Source organism: Azospirillum oleiclasticum (assembly GCF_013423485.1).
GTDB lineage: Bacteria > Pseudomonadota > Alphaproteobacteria > Azospirillales > Azospirillaceae > Azospirillum > Azospirillum oleiclasticum.
On record NZ_JABFFR010000015.1, the window covers coordinates 1 to 21512 of the forward strand.

Sequence of the window (21512 nt, forward strand, 5' to 3'; positions counted from 1 at the left end):
CCGGCCGGGAACAGCGCCTCGACAACGTCCCAGCACAGCAGCAGGACCCCATCCTCCTCGTAGACTTGATGGTCCAGCCACACCTGCGGGGTCTGGGAGATCATGTAGCCCACCCGGCCGAGGACGGCGCGGCACTCCGGCCCAGCCAGCGGTGTTCCCAGGTTGCAGGCGAAGACCACCGGCGCCCCGGAGCCGGTCCAGTCCGGCCGACGCGCCAGATCGCGCAGCACCTGGACGCCGGAATAGCCGGCGTGGGCCACGTCGGCGTGGAACCGGCGCTGCAGGGCGAGGGCGTCCTCCAGGAAACCGCCGGCTCCGGGCGTGTCTACGCGCAGCAGAAGCAGGCCGGTGAAATCGGCAACCACATTCGCCAACCCCGGCGTGGCGAGGTCGCGGTCGAACAGCGGCACGTTGAGCAGGAACCGCGCGTCGGTGCTCCAGCGGGCGAGGATCGCGGCGAAGGCGGCGGCCAGGGTCATCGCCGGCGTGACGCCGTGCGTCGCGGCGGTCTCCCTCAACCGCGCCCAGCGATCCGCCGGCAGCCGGTGGGTCCGCCGGTGGAACACCGGGCACCGCACCTCCTCCGGACGCCGCGCCAGGGGCAGAGCCGGCCCGCTGGCCGCATCATCCAGCGCCGCCTGCCAGTAGGCGAAATCCCGCTGCCGCCGCCCGGCCAGCCGTTCGGCGTGTTGCGCCAGGTGGGCGGCGAAACTCCACTCCACCGGCAGGGCGGGCAGGGGCGCACCCTCATGGGCGAGGGCGAGGTCACGCAGAAGGACGCTCAGGCTGTGCACGTCGGCGACCAGCAGGTCGATGTCGACATGGACCCGCGTCGCCCCGCCGGGGAGCAGGCTGAGTTCGAGCCCCGCCACCTGTCCCCGGCCAACGTCCAGCCGGCGGTGGCTCAACCGGTCGCGGACGTCGAGAAGCGCCACCGCGACATCCACCTCAGGCAGGTTGCGCAGGTCGTGCACAGCCAGGGAGAACGCCGCCCCTTCGGGCATGACCCGCTGTCGGCCATCCTCGTCGAAACGGGCACGGAGCATGCCGTGCCGGGCCACCAACCGCCTCCAGGCGGTCTCCAGGCGTCCCGGATCCACACCGCGCCCATCCAGCTCCAGATAGGCGTGGCAACCAACCCCACCCAGTGGTTGATCGTCCCGGCGCCCTACCCAGTAGGCGTGCTGGACATCGGTCAGGGCGAACGGCGCGTCGTCCCCAACGGCAGCCTGCACCGCCGCCGATGGGGTGTCGGCGTTCGCCTCTCCCGCCAGCAACGCGCTCCACCGCTCCAGGGTCGGGTTCTCGACCAGATCGGCAAAGGTGACCGACGCCCCCAGCCGGCGCCAGCGCCCGACCAGCTGCATGATCTGGAGGGAATCGAGCCCGCGCTCCAGAAGGTTGTCGGCATCCCCGAGGAGCCGGCCCGGATCGGGCAGGAGGGGGACGATCTGCTGCCGCAGGGCGGCACGGTCCAGCCCGGACCCGGCCTCGTCCGGCGCGGCCATCATCGTGGTCAAGGTGGTCATTCCCGCTCTCCCGCCGAATGGACAGCCGCAACCGGGTCCGGCGCGGCCACCAAGCCCCGCGCCACGCCACTCAGCTTCTCGCAGGTCTCCCGCAGCTCCCGTTCGGGGGTGGACAGGGCGACGACGCCCGCACCGGCCTGCAGCCAGCTCCCACCGCGGTCCTGGAAGACGGAACGGAGCACCAGGGCCGCGTCCAGGCTCCCGTCATCGTCGGCCAGCAGCACGCACCCGGCATAGAGGCCGCGCGGCCCCTCCTCCAACCGGCCGATCGCCTCGACCGCTTCGCGTTTCGGGATACCCGAGGCGGTGACGGCGGGGAACAGGGTCTGGAAGGCGTGCCACCGGTCCCGCGTCCCGCCCAGCCGCCCGGTGAGGCGCGAGGCGAGATGCTGGACGGCGCCGCGCCGCCGCACCTCCATGAATTCGACGACCGCCACGCTTCCCGGCGCACACACGCTGGCCAGCTCCTCGAAGGCCAGACGCACGGAAACGGCGTGCTCGGCCACCTCCTTCGGATCGGCATGGAGTTCCCGGGCCCGTGCCGCGTTCCCGGTCTCGTCGGCGTCCAGCGCCCGCGTCCCCGCCAGCGGCTGCGTGGACACCGATCCCCCGGCATCCACCTCCACCACGGTCTCCGGGCTGAAGCCGGCCGCCTGGAACTCGGGCCCGATCAGCAGGAAGGAGCGGACCGGCTGGTTGATCTCCCGTCCGGCCAGGTAGCTCGCGGCGATGTCGAGCCGGCGGCCAAGGGGGACCCGGCGCGACAGGATCACCTTCGTGTAATGGCCGGCCGCGATCTCCGAGAGCGCGGCGGCCACCCGCGCGGTGTAGGGGCCGGCATCCTCGGTCTCGACCGCCGACACCTCCAGCCGGCAGGCATGACGGCGCGCCGCCATGCCGTTCCCCTCCTCCATCACGCGACGGCATGCGTCGTCGAACGCCGCGCGGACCCGCCGGAGGTCGCCCTCCTCCACCGCGCGCAGAACCGCCGTCCCCTCGCGCAACCGGCATTCCATCCTGGGAATGAAGAGTCGCAGCGGAACCTCACCGTCCGTGCCGCCGGTTGTATCCAGGCCCTGGAAGCGGCGCGCCAGTTCGAAAGTCGCCGTGCCGTACGCCCGCCAACCCCGCCACGGCAGCGCCGGCAGCGCCGCCTCGACCCCGTCCATCCCCGCCGCTGCCGGCCAGTCACGCTCACTCCCGTCGACCAGCAGCCGCACCGAGCCATCCTCGATCCGCAGCTCTGCCAGGGTTCCGAGGCCGACGCTCCATTCGCCGTTCCGCTCGTAGACCATCGCGCGCTCCTCCAGACCACTCTCCGCCAGGAGGGCGGCCAGGGGGAGCGGCGGAACGGCAAGCGGAATCGTCTCCTCGCGGAAGGCGGACGCTCCGGCGACCCGGGGCCCGGATGGATCGGCGAGGCGCTTCTTGTCGATCTTGCCCACGGCCGTCAGCGGCCAGGAGGACACGAATCCCAGTTCGTCGGGCAGCTGATGACGGGCGAGCCCCCGATCCCGCAGGAAGGCGTGCAGGTCCGCGAGTTCCGGCCGGGAACCGCCGGCGATCAGCACGGCGCGGCTGCGCTCCCCCAGGATCGGATCGGGAACGCCGAGAAGGACGGCGTCATCGACAGCCGGGTGAGCCCTCAGATGCTCCTCGATCTCCGCGACCGCGATCTTCTCGCCCGCTCGGTTGATCTGCTCCTTGATCCGCCCTTCGACGACAAGGTTGCCGTCGGCACGCCGCCGCACCAGGTCGCCGGACCGGTAGAAGCCGTCGGACGTGAAGGCGGTGCGGTTGTGGCGCTCCGCCCGGTAGTAGCCGCGGATGGTGTAGGGGCCCCGCGTCAACAGTTCGCCCGGCTCCCCCGGCGGAACATCCCGACCGGCCGCATCGACAATGCGCACCTCGTCGTCTGGCGAGAGCGGACGGCCTTGGGTGTTGATCACCACCTCTTCCGAATCGTCGAGGCGCGTGTAGCACAGCAGCCCCTCGGCCATGCCGAGCACCTGCTGAACCCGGCAGCCGAGGGCCGGCCCGATGCGCCGGGCCATGTCCGGCATCAGCCGGGCACCGCCAACCTGGAGCAGCTGGAGGCTGGAGAGATCGGTGGTGTCCCACTCGCGCTGCCGCAGCCACAGATCCACGAGGGCCGGCACCAGCGCGGTGAACGTCACCTTCTCCCGGGCGATCAGCGGAAAGGTCTCGTCACCCCCGGGCGTCCGCGCCATGACCACCCGGCCACCCCGCAACAGGGTACCGAGGATGCCGGGGCAGGCGAAGGTGAAGTTGTGCGCCGCCGGCAAGGCGGCGAGGTACACGCTCTCCGCTGACAGGCCGCACAGGGCGGCCGATGCCCGGGCGTTGTAGGCATAGTCCGCGTGCGTGCGCGGGATCAGCTTGGGCGTGCCCGTGGTCCCGCCGGACAGGAGCAGGCAGGCGATGTCCCCAGGCCGCGGCCCGGTGTTGCGGAGGGGCGGATCGTCCAGATCCTCAAGCCGGTGGTGCGGGCCAGCTTCGCCATCGACGACGACGTGGCGCAGGCTCCCGTGCCGCTTGGCGAGTTCCTCAGCCATGGGCCGGTAGTCGAACCCGAGAAAGCGATCCTGGACGACGAACGCCACGGGCTCCGCCAACTTGCACAACCCGTCGAGGTCATTGATCCGCTGCGCCGGCATCACCAGGATCGGCATGGCGCCCAGCCGGAACAGCGCGAAACAGGTGACGACGAAGGTCGCGGTGTTCGGCAGCTGCACCAGAACCCGGTCCCCCGGCCCCACCCCCAAGGCGTGCAGGCCGCTGGCCATGCGGTCGACCCGACCGTCGAGCGCCGCGTAGCTTGTCGGGCCCCGGTGATCGACGATCGCGCACCGGTCTCCGTGGACCGCGGCCCAGCGGCGCGGAAGCTCGCCAAGGGTTTCCCGCCCCCAGTAGCCCTGGCGCTCATAGCGTTCAACGAGGTCCGCGGGCCACGGAACAACATCCGCGCCCCACCCGACTTGCGCGGCCCGAGGCGGATCGCGGCGGGCAGCCGTGCCACCGGGGAACACGCTTGGGTCGGCCGTCTTGGCTGTCTCCACTGGTCCTCTCCTTATCGGAAACGGGTAGGTCCGCCGCCTCGGGATGGCCGTCGATCGGGCACGATGGCTCCCGCACCGATCCCGTGATCCACGCGGTGACGGCCACGTGCCGTCGCCCGGCACGTCTTGGTGGACGACGATAGTCGGTCGGCGTGTCCGTCTCTCCCCAGCTCGGATACGCAAATGCCCTCACCGGGACTTTATCGGCGCGCTCCCTACGGCCGTTGCGAGGCTGGCCGCGCCGCAGGGGCCGAGGCCGGCTCGGGCGTTAGTTGCGAACGAGTTGCATTCTTGATCCTACTGGGGTACTGACGAGGCGGGGGTCCAATCGGGTTCGCGGCCGGCCGTGGACGAACGCCTGACGCCCGTCGCACCCTTGAACCTGGACGGGGCTGATGCATGGCCTTCTCGGCGGACGAACCGACGATCGAGGCGCTGTACCTTCGCCACCACGACGCGCTGCGCCGGTTCCTCACGCGCATGCTGCGCAGCGAGGACGCGGCCGCGGAGGTCGCGCAGGATGCCTACCTTCGCCTCGTCCGCTTCGCTCCCCGCCGCGCCGTGGACGATCCGAAAGCCTATCTGTTCCAGGTCGCGGCCAACGCGGCGCGGGACCGCATCGCCCGTGACCGCTTGGCGGGAAGCGTGCTGGGCGACGGGGCGCTTGCCGACACGATCCCCTGCCCGCGGCCCGACGCCGAGGCGGTCGCGCTGGGCCGCGAGCGGGTGTGCATCCTGATCGAGGCGGTCAACGAACTTCCGCCTCGCTGCCGCGAGGTGTTCCTGTTGAGCCGCTTCGACGGACTTTCCAACGGCCAGATCGCGGATCGGCTTGGAATTTCCCGCAACATGGTCGAGAAGCACATCATCAAGGCGATGGTCCACTGCCGCCGCCGCCTGGACGCGGCCGGAACCTAGGCACCGGCTGCGGTGTCAGGACCCGGCTCTCCCGGCGGTCCCGGATGTCGGGGCTTCGCACCCGTTTGGCTGACGGCATGACATCATGAGGGTTCCCAGCTCCGGTCCCGGCGAGACGGGGGGCCACCGCAACGACCTCGTCGAAGAGGCGGCCGCCTGGTTCGTCCGGATGCGATCCGATCCGGTCAGCGACGCCGACCGCCGCGCCTTCTCGGCCTGGCTCGCCCGCGATCCGGCGCACGCGGCGGCGTATGCGGAGGCCGAGGCGCTGTGGGACGAGGTCGGCGACATTCCCGATCCGCGCGTCGCTCCCGGGGCCGGCCCCGGCGCGCCGGTGTGGTTCGACCGCCGTCGGGCGCTGCGGCTCGTCGGGCGCCTGGCGGCCGGCGTGGCGGCGGTGGCGGCGGTGGCGATGGTCGGCCTGTGGTCGGCCGGAGGGTACGACCGTCTCCGCGCCGACCACGCCACCGCCGTCGGCGAGACCCGGACCGTCACCCTTCCGGACGGATCGACGGCCGATCTCAACACCGGCACGGCCATTGCCGTCGACTTCTCGCCGACGCGCCGGCGGATCGAGCTGTTTCATGGCGAGGCGTTCTTCACCGTCGCCAAGGACGTGGATCGCCCCTTCGACGTGGTGGCGCGCGACGGGACCTCGCGCGCCGTGGGCACCGCCTTCGACGTCCGCGTGGCGGACGAGGCGGTCACCGTGTCGGTCGCCGAGGGACGGGTCAGGGTGACCACCCCCTCCGCGGTGCGGGCGGGCAACGACGGCGCGGTCCTGGGCGCGGGCGAGGCAGCACGCTACGACACGGCCGGCGGGCTTGCCGTCCATCCCGACGACACGGCGACCGCGACGGCGTGGCGCCAGGGTAGGCTCGTCTTCGCGAACCGTCCCCTGCGGGATGTGATGGTGGAACTCGACCGCCACCGCCCGGGCATCATCCTGATTCTCGATCCCGGCATTGCCCAGGCGCGGTTCACCGGGGCGTTCACCCTGCGCGACACCGACCGCGCGCTCGATGCCATCGAAGCCGCGCTTCCCGTCGACGTCATCCGGATCACACCGTACCTGACGCTGCTCCGCGCCCGCGGCTGACGCGGCGGGAGCCCGCTCCGGAAAAAATTCGCAGCCCCGCGTCAGGAGACGCACCCCCGGCCGGTCCAACACACCAGACGGGCGCGCCGTCGAGCGGACGCGCGCCAACCAACCGGTCCTGAGGCGAAGGGGAAGACCGCATGGCGACGTGGGGCGCAGCGCGTGGGCATGGGAACCGCAAGAATCATCACGATCGGCCTCCCCTCGCCGGCCCTGTCCTGCTGGGGGTGTCGCTGGCGGCTCTCGCCGTGTCGGAGCCGGCCGTCGCCGGGGACGGTCGCACGCGGACGGGAGGCGCGATCCAGCTTGCCCAGGCGGATCCCTCCGCGGCGCGCCGCTTCTCCATACCGGCCGGCGACCTTCAGGGCGCGCTGCTGGCGTTCTCCCAACAGGCCGATGTCCAGCTCCTCTATCCGGCCCGGCTCACCGAGGGGTTGCGGACCCAGGGCGTCCGGGGGACCCTCGCCCCGCGGGGCGCGCTGACCACCCTGCTCGCCGGCACCGGCCTCGTCCACGAATTCACCGCCGCCGATACGGTGACGATCTCCCGTCAGCCCGACGGACAGGGCGCCGCGATGCTCGCCCCGATCACGGTGGCCGGTGCCCGCTCCTCCAGCGATCCGGGCCGGACGGAAGGCACGGGATCCTACGTGGGATCACGGTCCTCGGTCGGATCGAAGATCCCGAGCACCCTGCGCGAGACACCGCAGTCGGTCAGCGTGATCACCCGGCGCCGAATGGACGACCAGGGGGTCACGACCGTCGACGAAGCGTTGCGGACGGTGCCCAGCATCGTGGTCACGCCCGCGTCCAACGGCTTCAATCCGGGCTTCCAGTCGCGTGGATTCGATGTCGGAGGGCAACTGGACGGTATCCCGATCGTCGACATGAACAGCATCGCCCAGTTCGATACCGCGATGTACGACCGCATCGAGGTGCTCCGCGGCCCGGCCGGCCTGTTCCAGGGCCAGGGGCAGCCCGGCGGCGCCATCAACATGGTGCGCAAGCGGCCGACCGGTGAGTTCCATGTGTCCGGGACGGCATCCTACGGCTCGTGGGACAACCATCGCGGAGAGGTCGACATCGGCGGCCCTGCGACAGAGTCCGGCCGGATCCGCTACCGCTTCGCAGCGGTCGGCCAGGACCGCGATTTCTTCTACGACGTCATGCACCAGAAGAAGCGGTTCGCCTTTGGCGCCGTCGAGATGGACATCACGGAACGTACCATCCTCACCCTCTCCGGCGCCTACCAGGACATCGACGGCAACGCGAGCTGGGGACAGCCCCGGTACACGAACGGCGCGTTCCTCGCCGACCGGTCGACCTATGTCGGCGCCGACTGGTCGCACGCCAGGGCGGCCAACCAGGAAGCCTACGCGGAACTGACCCATGCCTTCGACAACGGCTGGCGGGCCGAGGGCAGCCTGCGTTTCCTGCACTCCATCTGGGAACAGAAGATCGCGGCGTCGTTCGGCCCAGGGGTGGATCCCGCAACCGACACGCAAGCCTTCGTCGCGTACGAGAACCCCAGCAAGAACAACCGTTGGACGGGCGACGTCCACCTCTCCGGCCCGGTCGAGCTGTTCGGCCGGACCCACACGCTGCTGGTCGGGGCGAACGGCAGCCGCTATTCGTCTTATGACGCCTGGAGCGGCTTCGCGAATCTTGGCACCTTCAGCATCTTCGACCGCGCGATTCCCGAGCCGACCCTCAGCCTGACACCCCTGGCGGACAACAGGACCGAAGAATTCGGCTACTACGGGCAAGCCCGCATCAAGGTGCTCGACCCGTTGACCGTCGTCGTCGGCGGACGGCTGAGCACCTACGAGGCGTTCTCCCGCCCGGTCGGCGGCGGTTGGAGCCGCACGCAGGAGGAGCGCAACGTCGTCACGCCATACGCCGGACTGATCTACGACGTGACGGACACGCTGTCGGTCTACGCCAGCTACACCGACGTCTTCCGGCCGCAGACCAACCAATCGCCCTCCGGCGACTTCCTGGAGCCGATCGTCGGCACCCAGTACGAGACCGGTGTGAAGGCCGAATTCCTCGACGGCGGACTGACGGCGCAGGCGGCCCTGTTCCGCATCCAGGACCAGAACCGCGCCCAGCTCATCCCCGGTTGCGGCGGATCGCTGTGCTACGAGGCGGCGGGCGAGGTGCGCAGCCAGGGTGTCGACCTGGAACTGGCGGGCAGCCCCGCACCGGGATGGAACCTGTTCGCCGGCTATGTCTACACGCTCGCCAGCTATGAGAACGGCCCCAATGCCGGAACACGGTTCGCAACGATGACGCCGCGCCACAGCGCGCGCGTCTGGGTGAACTACAACTTCGCCGATGGCTCGCCGCTGGTCGGGCTGTCGTTGGGCGGCGGGATCAAGGCGCAGACCCGGACGTCCGACGGAGCCGCCCACCAGGGCGCCTACACGGTCGCCAGCCTGTCGGCGGGGTACAAGCTCACCGAGGCGGTCAGCGCCTCGCTGTCGGTGAACAACCTGTTCGACACGACCTATTACGAGACGTTCAGCGCCACCGGCTTCTTCAATTGGCCGGGAGAACCGCGCAACGTCGTGCTCCGGCTGAAGGCTTCGTACTGAACCATGCGCAGGTTGATGACGACGACCCACCGACGTATCGCCGCGGCGGTGAACGCCCGCCCGGCCGCGATCCGCTGGATCCTGGCAGGTCCCGGCGCAATCACGGCGGCGCTTCTGTTCACGACGGCGATGCCGCTGTGGTTCCCGGCCGGCGCGGCCGGCGTCAACCACATCGCCTACCCGCTGGTCCTGGCACCACTCGCCTGGGCGGCCGCCTTCATCCACGCCTGCCTCGTCGAGAACCTGGTCCGCGGACTGGCGTTCAGCGCACTCGTCCACGGCGTGTGCGGCGCCCTGATCGTCATCGCCCTTTCGGGATCGCTCCGATGGTGACGCTCACCCGCGCGCAGATGAAGCGCCTGACGGCCGTGCATGGTTGGTCCGGAACCATCCTCGGCCTGCTGCTCTACGCCGTGATCGTCACCGGGACCGTGGTCGTGCTCGGCGACGAGATCGGCGCATGGTCGGCCGGCGGCATCCGGACGGACCAGCCGATCGTCCCCGGCATCGACACCCGGGTGCGGCCGATCATCGAAGCGGCGCCGGCGGAGCATCGCACCGACATCACGGTGTTCGCGAACGCCCGCGGCGAGCTTCTGGTGTTCCCCCATGCCGACATCCAGCACCCGGACAGCGGGGAACCGGAGCCTTACGGCACGCTGTTCCGGCTCGATCCCGTGACCGGTGGGACGCTGAGCCGCCACGAGGGGTTCGTGTTTCGCGAACCCGCGTGGCACGAGGCGAGCGCGCTCCAGGATTTCCTGGTGGATTTGCACGTGCAGCTCCACGTACCCCCGCCCTGGGGGCTGATCCTCACGGGGGTGCTGGGCCTTCTGATGGTGGCGATGGGTGTCACCGGGCTGTTGATGCACCGGCACCTCGTCCGCGACCTGTTCGTGCCCGTGCGGCCGGGGCGGCGCCTGGTGTCGGCCCGCGACCGCCATGTGCTGGCGGGAAGCTGGGCGCTGCTCTTCGCCTTTGTACTCGGCTTCACCGGCGCTTATTTCAGCTTCGCCGGGACGGTGGTCTTCCCCCTGCTGACGGAGGTTGCCTTCGGCGGCGACGAGGTCGCCGCGGCGGAGGCCCTGTTCGAGCCTCCGGTCGTGACCGATGCGCGGCCGGCACCGCTGGCCGGCCTCGACCGCGTCGTCGCGGACGCCGCGGCGCGCGCGGGGTCACCGGTCGACACCCTGTCGATCGAGCGCTACGGCCGGGCCGATGCCCGGATCAGGACCTTCCACCGGCCGCCGCCCGACGGGATGGATTTCGTCCGGACCGTGTACGACGGGGTGAGCGGTGGCTTTCTCGAACTCCGTCCGGTCATCGGCAACCAGCCATCCGGCGGGGCGCTCCTGATGGGGTTGATGTGGCCGCTGCACACCGGAAGCTTTGCGGGAGCCCCTTCGAAGTCCATCTGGGTCGGGCTGGGATCGATGATGGCGTTCGTCGTGGTCTCCGGCATGCGGCTGTGGCTCCGGCGGCGCGACGCCCAGCCGTTGTGGCAAGGGTTCGGCCGGGCCGTGACGATCGTCGGCTATGGCCTGCCGGTGGCGATGCTGACCGCGGCCCACGCCTGCTTTCTGGCCGGCGCGGTGGACGCGGACGCCTTCCGGTGGACGCCGGCCGGGTTTGCCGTGGGCGTGATCCCGGGTGTTCTCCCCGGCCTCCTGCACCGCGACGAGGATGGCGCGAGGCGCCTGTACCGCGGCCTGCTCGGCGCCGGCGTGGTCCTGCTTCCGCCGTGCCGCATGGTGACGGGCGGCATCGGCTGGGGCACCGCGCTGTACGATGGGCAAGGAACGGTGCTTTCCATCGATCTGGCCTTGCTGGTACTGGGGGCGGCGCTGATCGGCTGGGCGATGCGGCCGGAGACGATGCCGAGGCCCCGTTCGGTGGCGGCCGAATGATGGGACTCTCCGTCCTCGGCGCGGTCACGGTGAGCGCCGTCGCGCTCGTGCGCCTCGCCCGCACCAACCCCAAGCGCCGACGGATCCTCGGGCTTCCCCAACAGGCGACGCACCATCGGCCGCTTGCCGCTGTCACGATGGTGTGTGCGCCGGGGCTGCTCCTGCTGGGCATGGAGGGCGGTCCTGCGTTCACCGTCTGGTTGAGTGCGCTCACCCTCCTCGGATGGGGAGTCGCGTCGCTCGGTCGATGATGACGGCAGAAACCGTCTCAAACCTGGGGGGATGATGGTAAAGCGCACTGGGAAAGCAGCGAACCCGGGGGCGCAATGAAGTGGCGGGTGATGGTGGAGGTGACGGGTGAGGACGGCACGGTGACGCAGCGCGTGACCTCCGAGGGTGGGCGCTCCGCCGTCGGTCAGGCGGCAACGCTCGGGCTGAGTCTGGCCGAGGGCAAGGTGATCCTGGCCGGCGTACAGCACGTCCTGGTAACCGCCCAGGCCTACGCGCACTGTCGCCACCGTCGCCGGTGCAGCCACTGCGGCGCGTCGCGCCCGCTCAAGGATTACCGCTCCCGCCGTCTGGTGTCGCTGTTCGGCACGGTGGAGGTGCGCGCGCACCTCGCTTTGAGCCCTGCCGCTGCGGTGTGGCCTGCCGGCGCAGACTGCCCCCGGTCGCCGGGATCATGCCCGACCGCTGCACCCCGGAGTACGAACGTGTCCTGGCCAGCCTGGGCAGCGCACTGCCGTATCGACGGGCGCAGGCGCTGCTGGCCGAGTTGCTGCCGGTGGACACGGCTCCGGAGGTGGAAACCGTTCGCCGGCGCACGCTCCTGGTCGGAGCCCGGCTCGAACGGGCGGCGGTTGTCCTGCCCGACGAGGGCTCACCGAAGCCGATGGAGGCGATCACGCTGGCCATCGACGCGGGGCACGTGAAATCGGTGCGGACCTACCAGATGCGTTGTCCTCGACTGGTTCCACCTGTCGATGCGGGTTCAACACGTGGCGCAAGCGGTCAAGGGCTGGGCCACGACGGTGCCAGCCGCCGCGGAGCGGACGACGATGCTGGCCAAGGCCGTGACCCGTCTGCGCTGGCGGCTCTGGCATGGCCAGACCGAACGGGCGCTGGACTTGATCGGCAACCTCCTGGCCGACCTCGACGCCAGCGTGAAAGCCGCCGAAAGCACGCCGGTCCGGAAGGTGGCGACGCTGCTGCGCGCCTTGGAAACCTACATTGCCGGACAGGCCGACCTGATCATCGACTACGCCGCCGCCCGGCACCGGGACGAGCCGATCTCCACGGCGACGACCGAAAGCACGGTTCAGCGCCTGCTGCACCGGCGCATGGGCGCCAACCAGCAGATGCGCTGGTCTCCGCGCGGCGCCCACCGGATGCTGAAGGTGCGCACAGCCGTGATGAACGGCACCCTCGCTTCGGAGCACACCGCCGCTGAGCCATACGCCCGCCGCCCCTTTCACCGCGCGGCGTGAGACCCCCCAGGTTTGAAACGGTCTCAATTCCCCTGCAAGAACAATCCCGGCGGTACTGCTGGCTGCGCGACGACAATGGCGGTCACGCCCGGAACAGGGGAAGGCGGACCACGACGCGGGCGCCACCGCCCGGCGCGTCGCCGATGTCGACGGTGCCGCCGTGCGCCTCGACGAGGCTGCGGACGATGGCGAGGCCGAGCCCGGCGCCGCCGGTGCGGCGGGCGCGCGACTCCTCCAGCCGAACGAAGGGTTCCAGCAGAAATGTCCGCTTGTCGGCGGGGATGCCCGGCCCCTCGTCGTCGACGGTCAGGACGGCGCACCCCCCCGGAAGGTCAGACCTGCCTTCGGCCGCCGCCTCGACCTGCACATGGGCGACCCGGCCATAGGTCACCGCGTTGGCGACGAGGTTGCCGACGATGCGCCGCAGCCCGACCCGGTCGCCGATGACCGCCGCCTCCGCGTCCCCCGGCCCGAGCCGCAGGTCCACCGGCGCGCCGGCCCGGCGGCGGTCCTCCACCTCCGCGGCGACGAGGGGAGCGAAGGGAACCAGCTCCTCGTCCAGCTCGCGCGCGCCGGCGCGGCTCGCCAGCATGGCATCGTCGAGCAGCGCGATCATGTCCGCGATGTCACCGACCGCCCGGTCCCGCTCCGCGGGGTCGGGTATCCGCTCGACGCGCAGGCGCAGGCGGGTGGCCATGGTGCGCAGGTCGTGCTGGATGCCGCCGATCAGCGCCATGCGCGCACGCAGCATCGCCGCCAACCGCCCCTGCAGCCTTTCGAAGGCGGTCACCAGCGCCCGGATCTCCGGCGCGCGCGCGCGGATCACGGGGAGCGGCACCGGTTCCCCCACCGGATCGACGCGGTCGACCGCCGCGGCCAGCCGCATCAGCGGTCGGATCTCCCGGTGCAGCACGATGAGTGCGGCCAGCGCCGCCAGCGTTCCGACGATCCCGGCGAAGACCCCGACCGGAAGCCCGATCGCGGTGACGGGAAGAGGGCTGCCGACCGAAACCACCAGCGTGTCCCCGGCGGCGAGTGCGACCTCCAGTACGAACAGAGGGGCGCCGGCCGCGAAGACCCACAGCACGCGCCGCGACTGCCAGCCATCGAGGACCGGACGGATCGTCACGACACGGCCCTCGAGCGCCCGCAGGTAGGGCTGAACCACCCGATGGTCGGCCGCCTCCGCGGATCCGGCGATGGGCGGGCGTGGCTCGGTTCGGACACGCAGCCCGCCAGCCTCGGCAACCAGGAACAACCGGGGCCGGTCGGCGGTCGGCGTGAGTTCGGCCAGGGCCACCAGCGCCGCTACCCGGTCGGGCGGCGGCAGCCCGAAGTCCGAATCCAGGTCGCGCATGCGGTAGGCGGCGGCGACCAACACCAGCCACAGGCACAGGATCGACACCAGCACGATCCCGGTGAGACGGGCGCGCAGGCCGAGCCGGGCGAGCACCGGCACCCTTCCCCACCGCGTCACGGTGCCGGCCGCACGATGGCGGTGAACAGATAGCCGCCGCTGCGCACCGTGCTGATCAGGACTGAGCCGGGGCTGGCGGTCTCCAGCTTGCGGCGCAGCCGCGACACCAGCATGTCCACCGTGCGGTCGAAGGGGTCGGCGCCGCGCCCGCGGGTGAAATCCAGGATCTGGTCGCGCGACAGGACGCGTCTCGGCCGTTGCACGAGGCAGGCCAGCAGATCGAACTCTCCGCTGGTGAGCGCCAGCGACTGCCCCTCGCCGTCGGTGAGCTGGCGGGCATCGAGGTCGATGATGAAGCGGTCGAAGGCGAAGCGGCGGAGCGGCACCGCCGCCGGGGCCGCTCCGGACCGGCGCAGGATGGCGCGGATGCGCGCCAGCAGCTCGCGCGGCCCGAACGGCTTGACCAGATAGTCGTCCGCCCCAAGCTCCAGCCCCACGACCCGGTCGATCTCGTCGTTCTTCGCCGACAGCATCAGGATCGGCAGGGAATCCACGGCGCGCAGCCGGCGGCAGATGGACAGCCCGTCCTCGCCCGGCAGCATCAGGTCGAGCACCACGAGGTCCGGCCGCATCCGTCCCAGCGCCCGGTCCAGCTCCTCCCCGCTCTCCACCGCCTCCACCCGGAAGCCCTCGCGGCGCAGCAGGTCGCCGACGAGGCGGCGGATGTCCGCGTCGTCGTCCACGATGAGGATGTTGGGTCCGGGCTCGGTCATGACCGCATGGTTGCGCAGCGGAGGCGGCCGTACAAGCGCATCCTGTGGCCGTTTACACTTTGATACGGACCGTTGATCCCCGGTGACGAGACGATACCGTCCGGTCATCGCGGCCATACAGTGGTCGGCCAACATCCAATCCGACATGGGGCGCGACGCCGCGCCTCCCGACCGAAACGGAGGATGTCATGATGGTCAAGACCATAACCCTCGCCACCTTCCTGTCCGCCTGCTTCGTCCTGGGGCTCGGCACCGGTGCCAATGCCTGGGAGCGGAACCGCTCCTTCACCGGCCCCTGGGGATCGACGAGCTACAGCGCGACCGGGTCGTGCAGCAGCGGGAGCTGCTCGCGGCAGACGACACGCACCGGCCCGGAGGGGCGCACCGCCACCCGCACAGGCAGCGCCGGTTGCGTCGACGGCGCCTGCAGCGCGAGCCGCACCGTCACCACCCCGGCCGGCGACACCTACTCCCACACCGGCAGCATCAGCCGCTGAACTGCCGCGGCCCAGCCACGAAGGAAAACCGCCATGACCATCAGCAACCACACGGTGCGGCCGGCCCTGCGCCGGGCGCTGTTCGCGGCCTTGCTGGCCGCTGCCACCGCCGCCGGAAGCGCCGCCGCCCAGGTGTCACCCTCCCAGGTATCACCGGAGACTCGCGCCCGCATGCAGGCCATCGCCCAGGCTTGCCGGGCCGACGGCCAGCGTCTGTGCAATGGCGTTCAGCCCGGCGGAGGCCGCATCCTCGCCTGCCTGAACCAGCAGATCGAGCGCGTGTCCATCCCCTGTAGAGACGCGCTCGCCGATCTTCCGCAGCAGGCCCGCCCGATGTCCCTGTCGGCCGCCGGCACCCGATGAGGCGGGCCGCTCCATGTCCACCGCTGCCATCCCGCGTACGGCCAACCGGCAGGCCACCAGCTACGGCCTGCCGGAGCCGCCCGAACACGAACCTCTGATCGGGACGCGGCCCCCCTCCCGTCCGCGGCGCCATGGACGTCGCGTCGTGCTGGTGCTCGCCGCCGTCGCGGTCACCGGCGCCGCGGTCTTCGTGCATCGCTTCGGATGGCCGCACCCGGCGGAGGCAAGCACCGCCACGCCAAGCGCCTTCGCGGTGGAACGGAGCGGACCGGCAATTCTCGACGCGACGGTGCGGGCGGAGATCAGCGCGCGCGTTCAGGGTCAGCTCGTCGCGGTGCATGCCGACCGGAACGACCGCGTGGCGGCGGGCACGCCCCTGGCCCGGATCGCGTCGGACGACCGCGAGGCCCAGCTTCGAGCCGCCACCGCCTCGCACGAGGCGGCGTTGCGCGCCGTCACCGAGGCCCGGGCCGAGCAGGACCGGGCATCGGCGGGGCTCGCCAATCTGCGGGCCACCTTCCAACGGCAGGCGGCGTTGCGCGATCGCGGCTGGAGCACCCGCGCCGATTTCGACGCGGCGCAGGCTGCCCTTGCCCAGGGCGAAGCCGAGCTGGCCCGCACCGGCGCGTCGGTCGCCCGCGCCGAGGCCCGGGTGCGGGAGGCCGCCGCGACCGAAGCGGCCGGCCGCGCGATGCTGGACGACACGCTGCTGCGCGCGCCGTTCGCCGGCATCGTGGTGGCGCGCGACCGCGGGCTGGGCGATCTTGTGACACCGGGCGCCACGATCCTGCAGCTCGTGGATCCGGGCACCGTCGTGATGACCGCCCGTTTCGACGAGAGCCTGATCGGGGACCTGCATCCGGGCCAGCCGGCCCGCATCGCCTTCCCGTCGGAGCCAGGCCGGGAAACCCCGGGCCGGGTGCTGCGGCTGGGCCGGCTGGTGGACACCGAAACGCGTGAGTTCACGGCCGACATCCGGCCGGACCGGCTTCCGGTCAACTGGGCCATCGGCCAGCGCGGCACCGCGGCGGTCACCGTGGAGACGCGGGCCGACGCGCTGACCGTGCCGGTCCACTATGTGGTGTGGCGGGACGGGCGGCCCGGCCTATGGTTCCTGATCGGCGGGCGGGCCCACTGGCGGCCGGTGACGCTCGGACCCAGCAGCGGAAACCGTGTCCAGGTGCTGGAGGGTATGGAGCCCGGCGACGTCGTTCTGGGTCCATCCGGTGTGTACGAATGGATGCGCGTCAGCCGCGCCGCTCCGGCCGCGGGGACTGGATCGTGAACCTGGCTCTCCGGGACATCCGGTTCAACGCCGTGCGCTTCCTGCTGACCATGGCGGGGGTCGGTCTGCTGGTCACCGCGGCCATCGGCATGGTCGGGCTCTACCGCGGGATCATCGCCGACGCGCTGCTGATCGTCCGCGACATCGGGGCCGACCTGTGGGTAGTACAGGGCGGGCGGGCCGGCCCTTTCGCCGAAGGATCAGCCGTGTCCGCCACCCTGGACCGCCGGGTCGAGGGGGTCGAGGGGGTCGCAGCCGTGCGCCGTTTCGTCCAGTTCAACCAGCAATTCGAAGCGGGAGGCCGCTCCCTTCGCGCCACCGTGACCGGCATCGACCACCCCGCGGATGACGGCGGGTGGCTCCGCCTCGCCCAGGGGCGGGGTCTGTCGGCTGGCCATTTCGAGGCCGTCGCCGACGAGAGCGTCGGGCTCGCGATCGACGATGTGGTGCGGCTGGGGGCCGACGACCATCGTGTCGTCGGGCTGACGCGCGGCATGGTGGACCAGATGGGCGACGGGCTGCTGTTCGTCACCATCAACGACGCCCAGGCGATCGCCCGCCGCCGCACCGCGGAGGAGGTGCTGCTGGCCCGGGCCGCCGGCAACCGGTCCGGTGCGGCGACCACCAGCTCCGTGCCGCAGGACAGCAAGATCGCCGCCGTGCTGGTGGCCCTCGATTCCGCCGCCGATCCGGCGGCGGTCGTCGCGGCGATCCGGCGGTGGGGCGACGTGGCGGTCCTCAGCCGGGACGACCAGGTCGACCTGCTCCTCAACAAGCGGCTGTGGCGGCTGCGCGTGCAGATCCTTGCCTTCACCAGTGTCCTGCTGGCGGTGATGACCATCGTGGTGTCGCTGATCGTGCACACCATGACGCTGGAGAAGCTGCACCAGATCGCGTTGCTGAAGCTGATCGGGGCCCGCAACGGCGTGGTCGTCTCGATGATCGGGCAGCAGGCGATGCTCATCGGGTCCGGCGGCTTCCTGGCCGGCGTCGGCATCGCCCACCTCGTCTTCCCGCTGTTCCCGCGGCGGGTGGAGATGACGGTCGCGGATCTGGCGGCGCTGTTCGCGACGGTGCTGGCGATTGCCGGAATCGCCGCCCTGTTCGGGATCTCCCGGGCCATGAGGGTCCACGCGCGCGAGGTCCTGTCATGACGCGGCCCCCCGTCCTCGGCGTGGATGGCGCCGTCAAGCACTATGACGGCGGCGGCGTGGTGCGCGCGCTGGATGGCGTCTCCTTCGAACTGCACGCCGGCGAACTGCTCGGCATCATGGGGCCAAGCGGATCGGGCAAGAGCACGCTGCTCCTGATCGCCGGGCTTCTCGAACCGCCGACCGCCGGGGAGGTGCGCATCGGCGGTCAGCGGGTGTCCTGGCCGGGAGCCGACCTCGACGGGCTACGCGAGGTGCGGCGGCGGCGCATCGGCTTCGTCTTCCAGAAGCCGAACCTCATCCCGTTCCTGAACGCCACGGAGAACGTCGCCCTGGCGCTGGAGATCGACGACGTTCCCCCGGGACCGGCCCGTCGCCACGCGGGCGGTCTGCTGCGGGCGCTCGGCCTGGCGCACCGCGCCAGCAGCCTCCCGGCCCGGCTGTCCGGCGGCGAGCAGCAGCGCGTCGCGGTGGCCCGCGCGCTGGCCAACGATCCCCCGCTGATCCTTGCCGATGAGCCGACCGCGGCGCTGGACAGCGTGCGCGGCCGTCAGGTGATCGCGCTGTTCCGCCGAATCGCCGACGAACGCGGTGCCGGCATCGCCGTCGTCACACACGACCCGCGCGCGCTCGACCTGTTCGACCGCACCATCGAATTGTCCGATGGCAAACTCGTCGGCGCCAGCACGGGGATCGGCGGCTTAGTACTACAGCGGGGATTATCCGAAGGTGACGTTGAGCGGCGTTGACTGTTGAGCGTGGATCAGCAGGGAGGATCCACGAATGACGGCCGTCAGCGAAGCAGCCGGATGGGCCAGCGCCCTGGAGGAATTGGTCGGGCACCTGGCTCCGCGTTTTCGTCGCGTGGAGGGGCGGCAACGGGCCTTGAGCTATCTACGCGGGCTGCTGGCCCCTCTGGAGCGTAAGAACGGTTGGCATCTGGCGGAAACCGCCGGGGATCGCACCCGGAGAGCATGCAGAACCCCTGGGTGGTTCGGATAGCCGTGCGGGCCGAAGGTCTGTAGGTTTGGGAACGTCTCTGCGAAATGGACGTAACCATGCCTCGCTGGCCGTCTGCCAAGAGCACGCCTCCTGAACCGCCTTCCGGCTCGATCCTGCAGGTGAAGGTTCGCCTGCTGGAGGTCAGACCCATGGTGTGGCGGCGGATCTTGGTGCCGGCTTCGTACACGCTCGAAGAACTGCACGGCGTCCTTCAAGTGGCGATGGGCTGGGAAGGCATCCACCTCTACCGGTTCCGGATCCGAGCCGTCCATTACGGCTCGTTCGATCTGTGCGTCTCCTCGCCGCGCGTGCCCCTCAACGCCTTCCGGTTCCGCAAGGGGACCAAGATCACCTACGACTACGACATGGCGGCCTTCTGGCGGCACGAAGTCCGGATCGAGGATCGTCTGGATCCCGAGCCGGGTCGGTCCTATCCGGTCTGCATCGCCGGAGACAACACCTGTCCGCCCGAGGACTGCGGCGGGCCGGAGGGCTATGCGGACCGGCGTCACAACGCTGTCGGGTTCGACGCCATGGACGACGTCGCCACGCTGGCCGGCCTGATCGAGGCGATCGTGGTCGAGAAGAACATCGGCCTGCTCGACGATCCCGACACGCGCTGGAATTTGGAGGAGGTCGCCGACCGCATCCGGGCCAGCGAGCCCTTCCTGCCCAACGCCTTTTCCCGGCGCGCGGTCAACCGCCGCTTCTGACAGGACGAGCACCACATGGTCATGCATCAGCAGCTCTGACGGGAGCCGCCCAGCAGGTCGGCGGCGAAGGCGGCGGCCGGAGCTCCGTGGTTGGCGGCGATCACCTGCACCAGCACCCGGCCGCCGGGGGCGGTGACTTGGTCGAACTTGCGCCGCAGCGTCGCCGCGCTGGTCTCGGCGTAGTTCCCGGTGGTGGCGATGTCGTCGTGACCGAGAAAGCGCTGGACGTCGGTGATGTCGAGGCCGAGCGCCAGCAGCCTGGTCGCCATGATGTGGCGCAGCAGGTGCGGGTACAGGCGCTTGGTGATGCCGGCGGCGTCGGCGACCTCGCGCACCATCTGGCCGATGCGTTGCCGGGAGTAGACGTGCGGATATGGCCCGGCTCCCTTCTCGCGGCTGGGGAACAGGGGCCCGGCCCGCCGTTTGCCGATGTGCAGGGCGAGCAGCCGGGCCAGCTCGAGGCGGATCGGCACCTCGCGACGCTTGCCGCCCTTGCCGGCGGTGATGGTGACGATGCGCTCGGCGAGGCTGACGTCCTCGATCCGCAGCGCCACGAACTCCGACACCCGGGTGCCGGTTTCCAGCAGCGTCTGCATCATCAGGCCGACCGGCCCACTGTGGGCGTAAGCGTGGTCGATGAAGCGCAGCTCCTCCTCCAGGCTCAGCCGGGCGGGGGCGCCGCGCCGGGGTTTGGGCGCGGTGAGCCCGGCCATCCGGCGCGCCGCCTTGAAGACGGCCTTGGTCTGGAGGTAGTCCAGCCCCTCGCGGGCGATCAGGGCGGCGATCTCACCGGCACCCCGCTCGATGTACCTGGCCATGAGTTTGCCTCGGCGGTTCTGGAGAACAGACCGGGTTGCAGCATAGGCCGGTGTGGCGCGAGACTGAAGCCTCCGGCGGGGATGCCGGCGCGGCCGGTTTTCCTCTCCGGGCATTCTGGAAAACCCATGGGGAGGCGGCCATGCGCGTCGAGATCCAGCTCCGCATCGTCGGCGACAACGACACCGTGCTCAGCGACGACACGGTTCTCCACCTCGACCGGCTGACCGAGGAACTGGCGGCGGTGGGGCTGTCGCTCGCCGAGGCCAAGACCCTGCTGGCCGGCATCCAGAACCGTATGGTCACCGCCCAGGCCGCCGACCATGTGGCCCGGCACCGCCACTGTCCCGCCTGCGAGCGGCGGCAACCGCTCAAGGGACACGAGACCATCGTCTTCCGCACCGTCTTCGGTGTGGTCCGGCTGCCCAGCCCGCGTCTGGTCCACTGCCGCTGTCAGGCCGCCAACCGTCGGACCTTCTGCCCGTTGACCGGGCTGTTCACCGAACACACCGCGCCGGAGCAGCTGTACCTGGAGAGCAAGTGGGCGTCGCTGGTGTCGTACGGGCTGACGGCCGACCTGCTGAAGGAGGTACTGCCGATCGGCACCACGGTGAACGCCTCGACCATCCGCAACCACCTCCATAAAGTGGCCCGCCGCTGCGACGCCGACCTCGGACCCGAACGGATCGGGTTCATCGAAGGGTGCCCGGCCGACTGGAAGGGGCTGCCGATCCCGGAAGGCCCGATCGTCATCGGCCTCGACGGCGGCCATGTCCGCAACTGGGCCGACAAGAAAGCCCGTTATTCGGTAGCAAACACACCCAGCCAAAAAACGCGATGCATGTAGATATTGACCCAGCCCCCGCCGCTGCTCCAGG

At 70.8% G+C, this 21512-nt stretch carries 18 protein-coding genes and 2 pseudogenes; 15 read left to right on the forward strand and 5 right to left on the reverse strand.

The window, feature by feature from the left end:
- Both HL658_RS17385 and HL658_RS37795 read right to left on the reverse strand, forming a co-directional pair.
- A partial coding sequence (locus HL658_RS17385; protein WP_246337668.1) for a condensation domain-containing protein occupies window positions 1–1529 on the reverse strand: 1529 nt, incomplete at its 3' end.
- Window positions 1526–4732: a salicylate synthase gene (locus HL658_RS37795; RefSeq protein ID WP_343055172.1), complete on the reverse strand. Its 3207-nt coding sequence runs from the start codon at window positions 4730–4732 to the stop codon at window positions 1526–1528. The genes HL658_RS37795 and HL658_RS17385, both read right to left, overlap by 4 nt.
- A 276-nt stretch (window positions 4733–5008) precedes the next feature.
- Here HL658_RS37795 and HL658_RS17395 point away from each other — a divergent pair, with 276 nt between their 5' ends.
- From HL658_RS17395 to HL658_RS17425, 7 genes and pseudogenes are all read left to right on the forward strand, one after another.
- A complete protein-coding gene (locus HL658_RS17395; RefSeq protein ID WP_180285079.1) occupies window positions 5009–5527 on the forward strand; it encodes an RNA polymerase sigma factor in 519 nt (172 codons plus the stop codon).
- Window positions 5528–5612: 85 nt separating this feature from the next.
- A complete protein-coding gene (locus HL658_RS17400; RefSeq protein WP_180285078.1) occupies window positions 5613–6626 on the forward strand; it encodes a FecR family protein in 1014 nt (337 codons plus the stop codon).
- Window positions 6627–6766: 140 nt separating this feature from the next.
- Window positions 6767–9223: a TonB-dependent siderophore receptor gene (locus HL658_RS17405; protein WP_180285077.1), complete on the forward strand. Its 2457-nt coding sequence runs from the start codon at window positions 6767–6769 to the stop codon at window positions 9221–9223.
- A 15-nt stretch (window positions 9224–9238) separates the two neighbouring features.
- The gene (locus HL658_RS17410) at window positions 9239–9556 is read left to right on the forward strand and encodes a hypothetical protein (protein ID WP_180285076.1); all 318 of its coding nucleotides are present in this window, start codon (window positions 9239–9241) and stop codon (window positions 9554–9556) included.
- Window positions 9550–11130, forward strand: coding sequence for a PepSY-associated TM helix domain-containing protein (locus HL658_RS17415; protein WP_180285075.1), 1581 nt, complete (start codon window positions 9550–9552; stop codon window positions 11128–11130). Before HL658_RS17410 ends, HL658_RS17415 begins: the two co-directional genes overlap by 7 nt.
- Window positions 11127–11381, forward strand: a complete 255-nt coding sequence (locus tag HL658_RS17420) for a hypothetical protein (RefSeq protein WP_180285074.1) — start codon at window positions 11127–11129, stop codon at window positions 11379–11381. The genes HL658_RS17415 and HL658_RS17420 overlap by 4 nt, the downstream gene beginning before the upstream one ends.
- Window positions 11382–11456: 75 nt before the next feature.
- A pseudogene (locus HL658_RS17425) lies at window positions 11457–12617 on the forward strand (ISKra4-like element ISAzba1 family transposase).
- An 82-nt stretch (window positions 12618–12699) separates the two neighbouring features.
- Here the strand turns inward: HL658_RS17425 and HL658_RS38035 are convergent.
- Both HL658_RS38035 and HL658_RS17435 read right to left on the reverse strand, forming a co-directional pair.
- The gene (locus HL658_RS38035) at window positions 12700–14076 is read right to left on the reverse strand and encodes a sensor histidine kinase (RefSeq protein ID WP_211109769.1); all 1377 of its coding nucleotides are present in this window, start codon (window positions 14074–14076) and stop codon (window positions 12700–12702) included.
- Window positions 14077–14090: 14 nt separating this feature from the next.
- Window positions 14091–14807 (reverse strand): response regulator, encoded by a 717-nt coding sequence (locus HL658_RS17435; protein WP_180285073.1) that lies wholly within the window; start codon window positions 14805–14807, stop codon window positions 14091–14093.
- Window positions 14808–14995: 188 nt separating this feature from the next.
- Here HL658_RS17435 and HL658_RS17440 point away from each other — a divergent pair, with 188 nt between their 5' ends.
- The 7 genes and pseudogenes from HL658_RS17440 to HL658_RS17465 all read left to right on the forward strand — a co-directional run bounded on the left by HL658_RS17440 (window position 14996) and on the right by HL658_RS17465 (window position 19818).
- Window positions 14996–15304 (forward strand): hypothetical protein, encoded by a 309-nt coding sequence (locus tag HL658_RS17440; protein WP_180285072.1) that lies wholly within the window; start codon window positions 14996–14998, stop codon window positions 15302–15304.
- 33 nt (window positions 15305–15337) lie between these two features.
- Window positions 15338–15667, forward strand: coding sequence for a cysteine rich repeat-containing protein (locus tag HL658_RS17445; protein ID WP_180285071.1), 330 nt, complete (start codon window positions 15338–15340; stop codon window positions 15665–15667).
- Window positions 15668–15680: 13 nt separating this feature from the next.
- Window positions 15681–16952 carry an efflux RND transporter periplasmic adaptor subunit gene (locus HL658_RS17450; protein WP_180285070.1) on the forward strand — a complete coding sequence of 424 codons (1272 nt, stop codon included), beginning with the start codon at window positions 15681–15683 and terminating at the stop codon, window positions 16950–16952.
- A complete protein-coding gene (locus HL658_RS17455; RefSeq protein ID WP_180285069.1) occupies window positions 16949–18106 on the forward strand; it encodes an ABC transporter permease in 1158 nt (385 codons plus the stop codon). Before HL658_RS17450 ends, HL658_RS17455 begins: the two co-directional genes overlap by 4 nt.
- Entirely contained in the window at window positions 18103–18852 is a 750-nt protein-coding gene (locus HL658_RS17460; protein WP_180285068.1) for an ABC transporter ATP-binding protein, read from the forward strand. Before HL658_RS17455 ends, HL658_RS17460 begins: the two co-directional genes overlap by 4 nt.
- 34 nt (window positions 18853–18886) lie before the next feature.
- Window positions 18887–19063, forward strand: a pseudogene (locus HL658_RS37155) (IS701 family transposase); the annotation flags it as partial.
- Between the two features lie 98 nt (window positions 19064–19161).
- A complete protein-coding gene (locus tag HL658_RS17465; protein ID WP_180285067.1) occupies window positions 19162–19818 on the forward strand; it encodes a plasmid pRiA4b ORF-3 family protein in 657 nt (218 codons plus the stop codon).
- A gap of 26 nt (window positions 19819–19844) precedes the next feature.
- On the opposite strand, the gene HL658_RS17470 is transcribed toward HL658_RS17465, so the two are convergent.
- Window positions 19845–20636 (reverse strand): tyrosine-type recombinase/integrase, encoded by a 792-nt coding sequence (locus tag HL658_RS17470; protein ID WP_180285066.1) that lies wholly within the window; start codon window positions 20634–20636, stop codon window positions 19845–19847.
- Window positions 20637–20776: 140 nt separating this feature from the next.
- Between HL658_RS17470 and HL658_RS17475 the strand changes: the two genes are divergently transcribed.
- Entirely contained in the window at window positions 20777–21481 is a 705-nt protein-coding gene (locus tag HL658_RS17475; protein WP_180285065.1) for a hypothetical protein, read from the forward strand.
- Window positions 21482–21512: the final 31 nt, after the last annotated feature.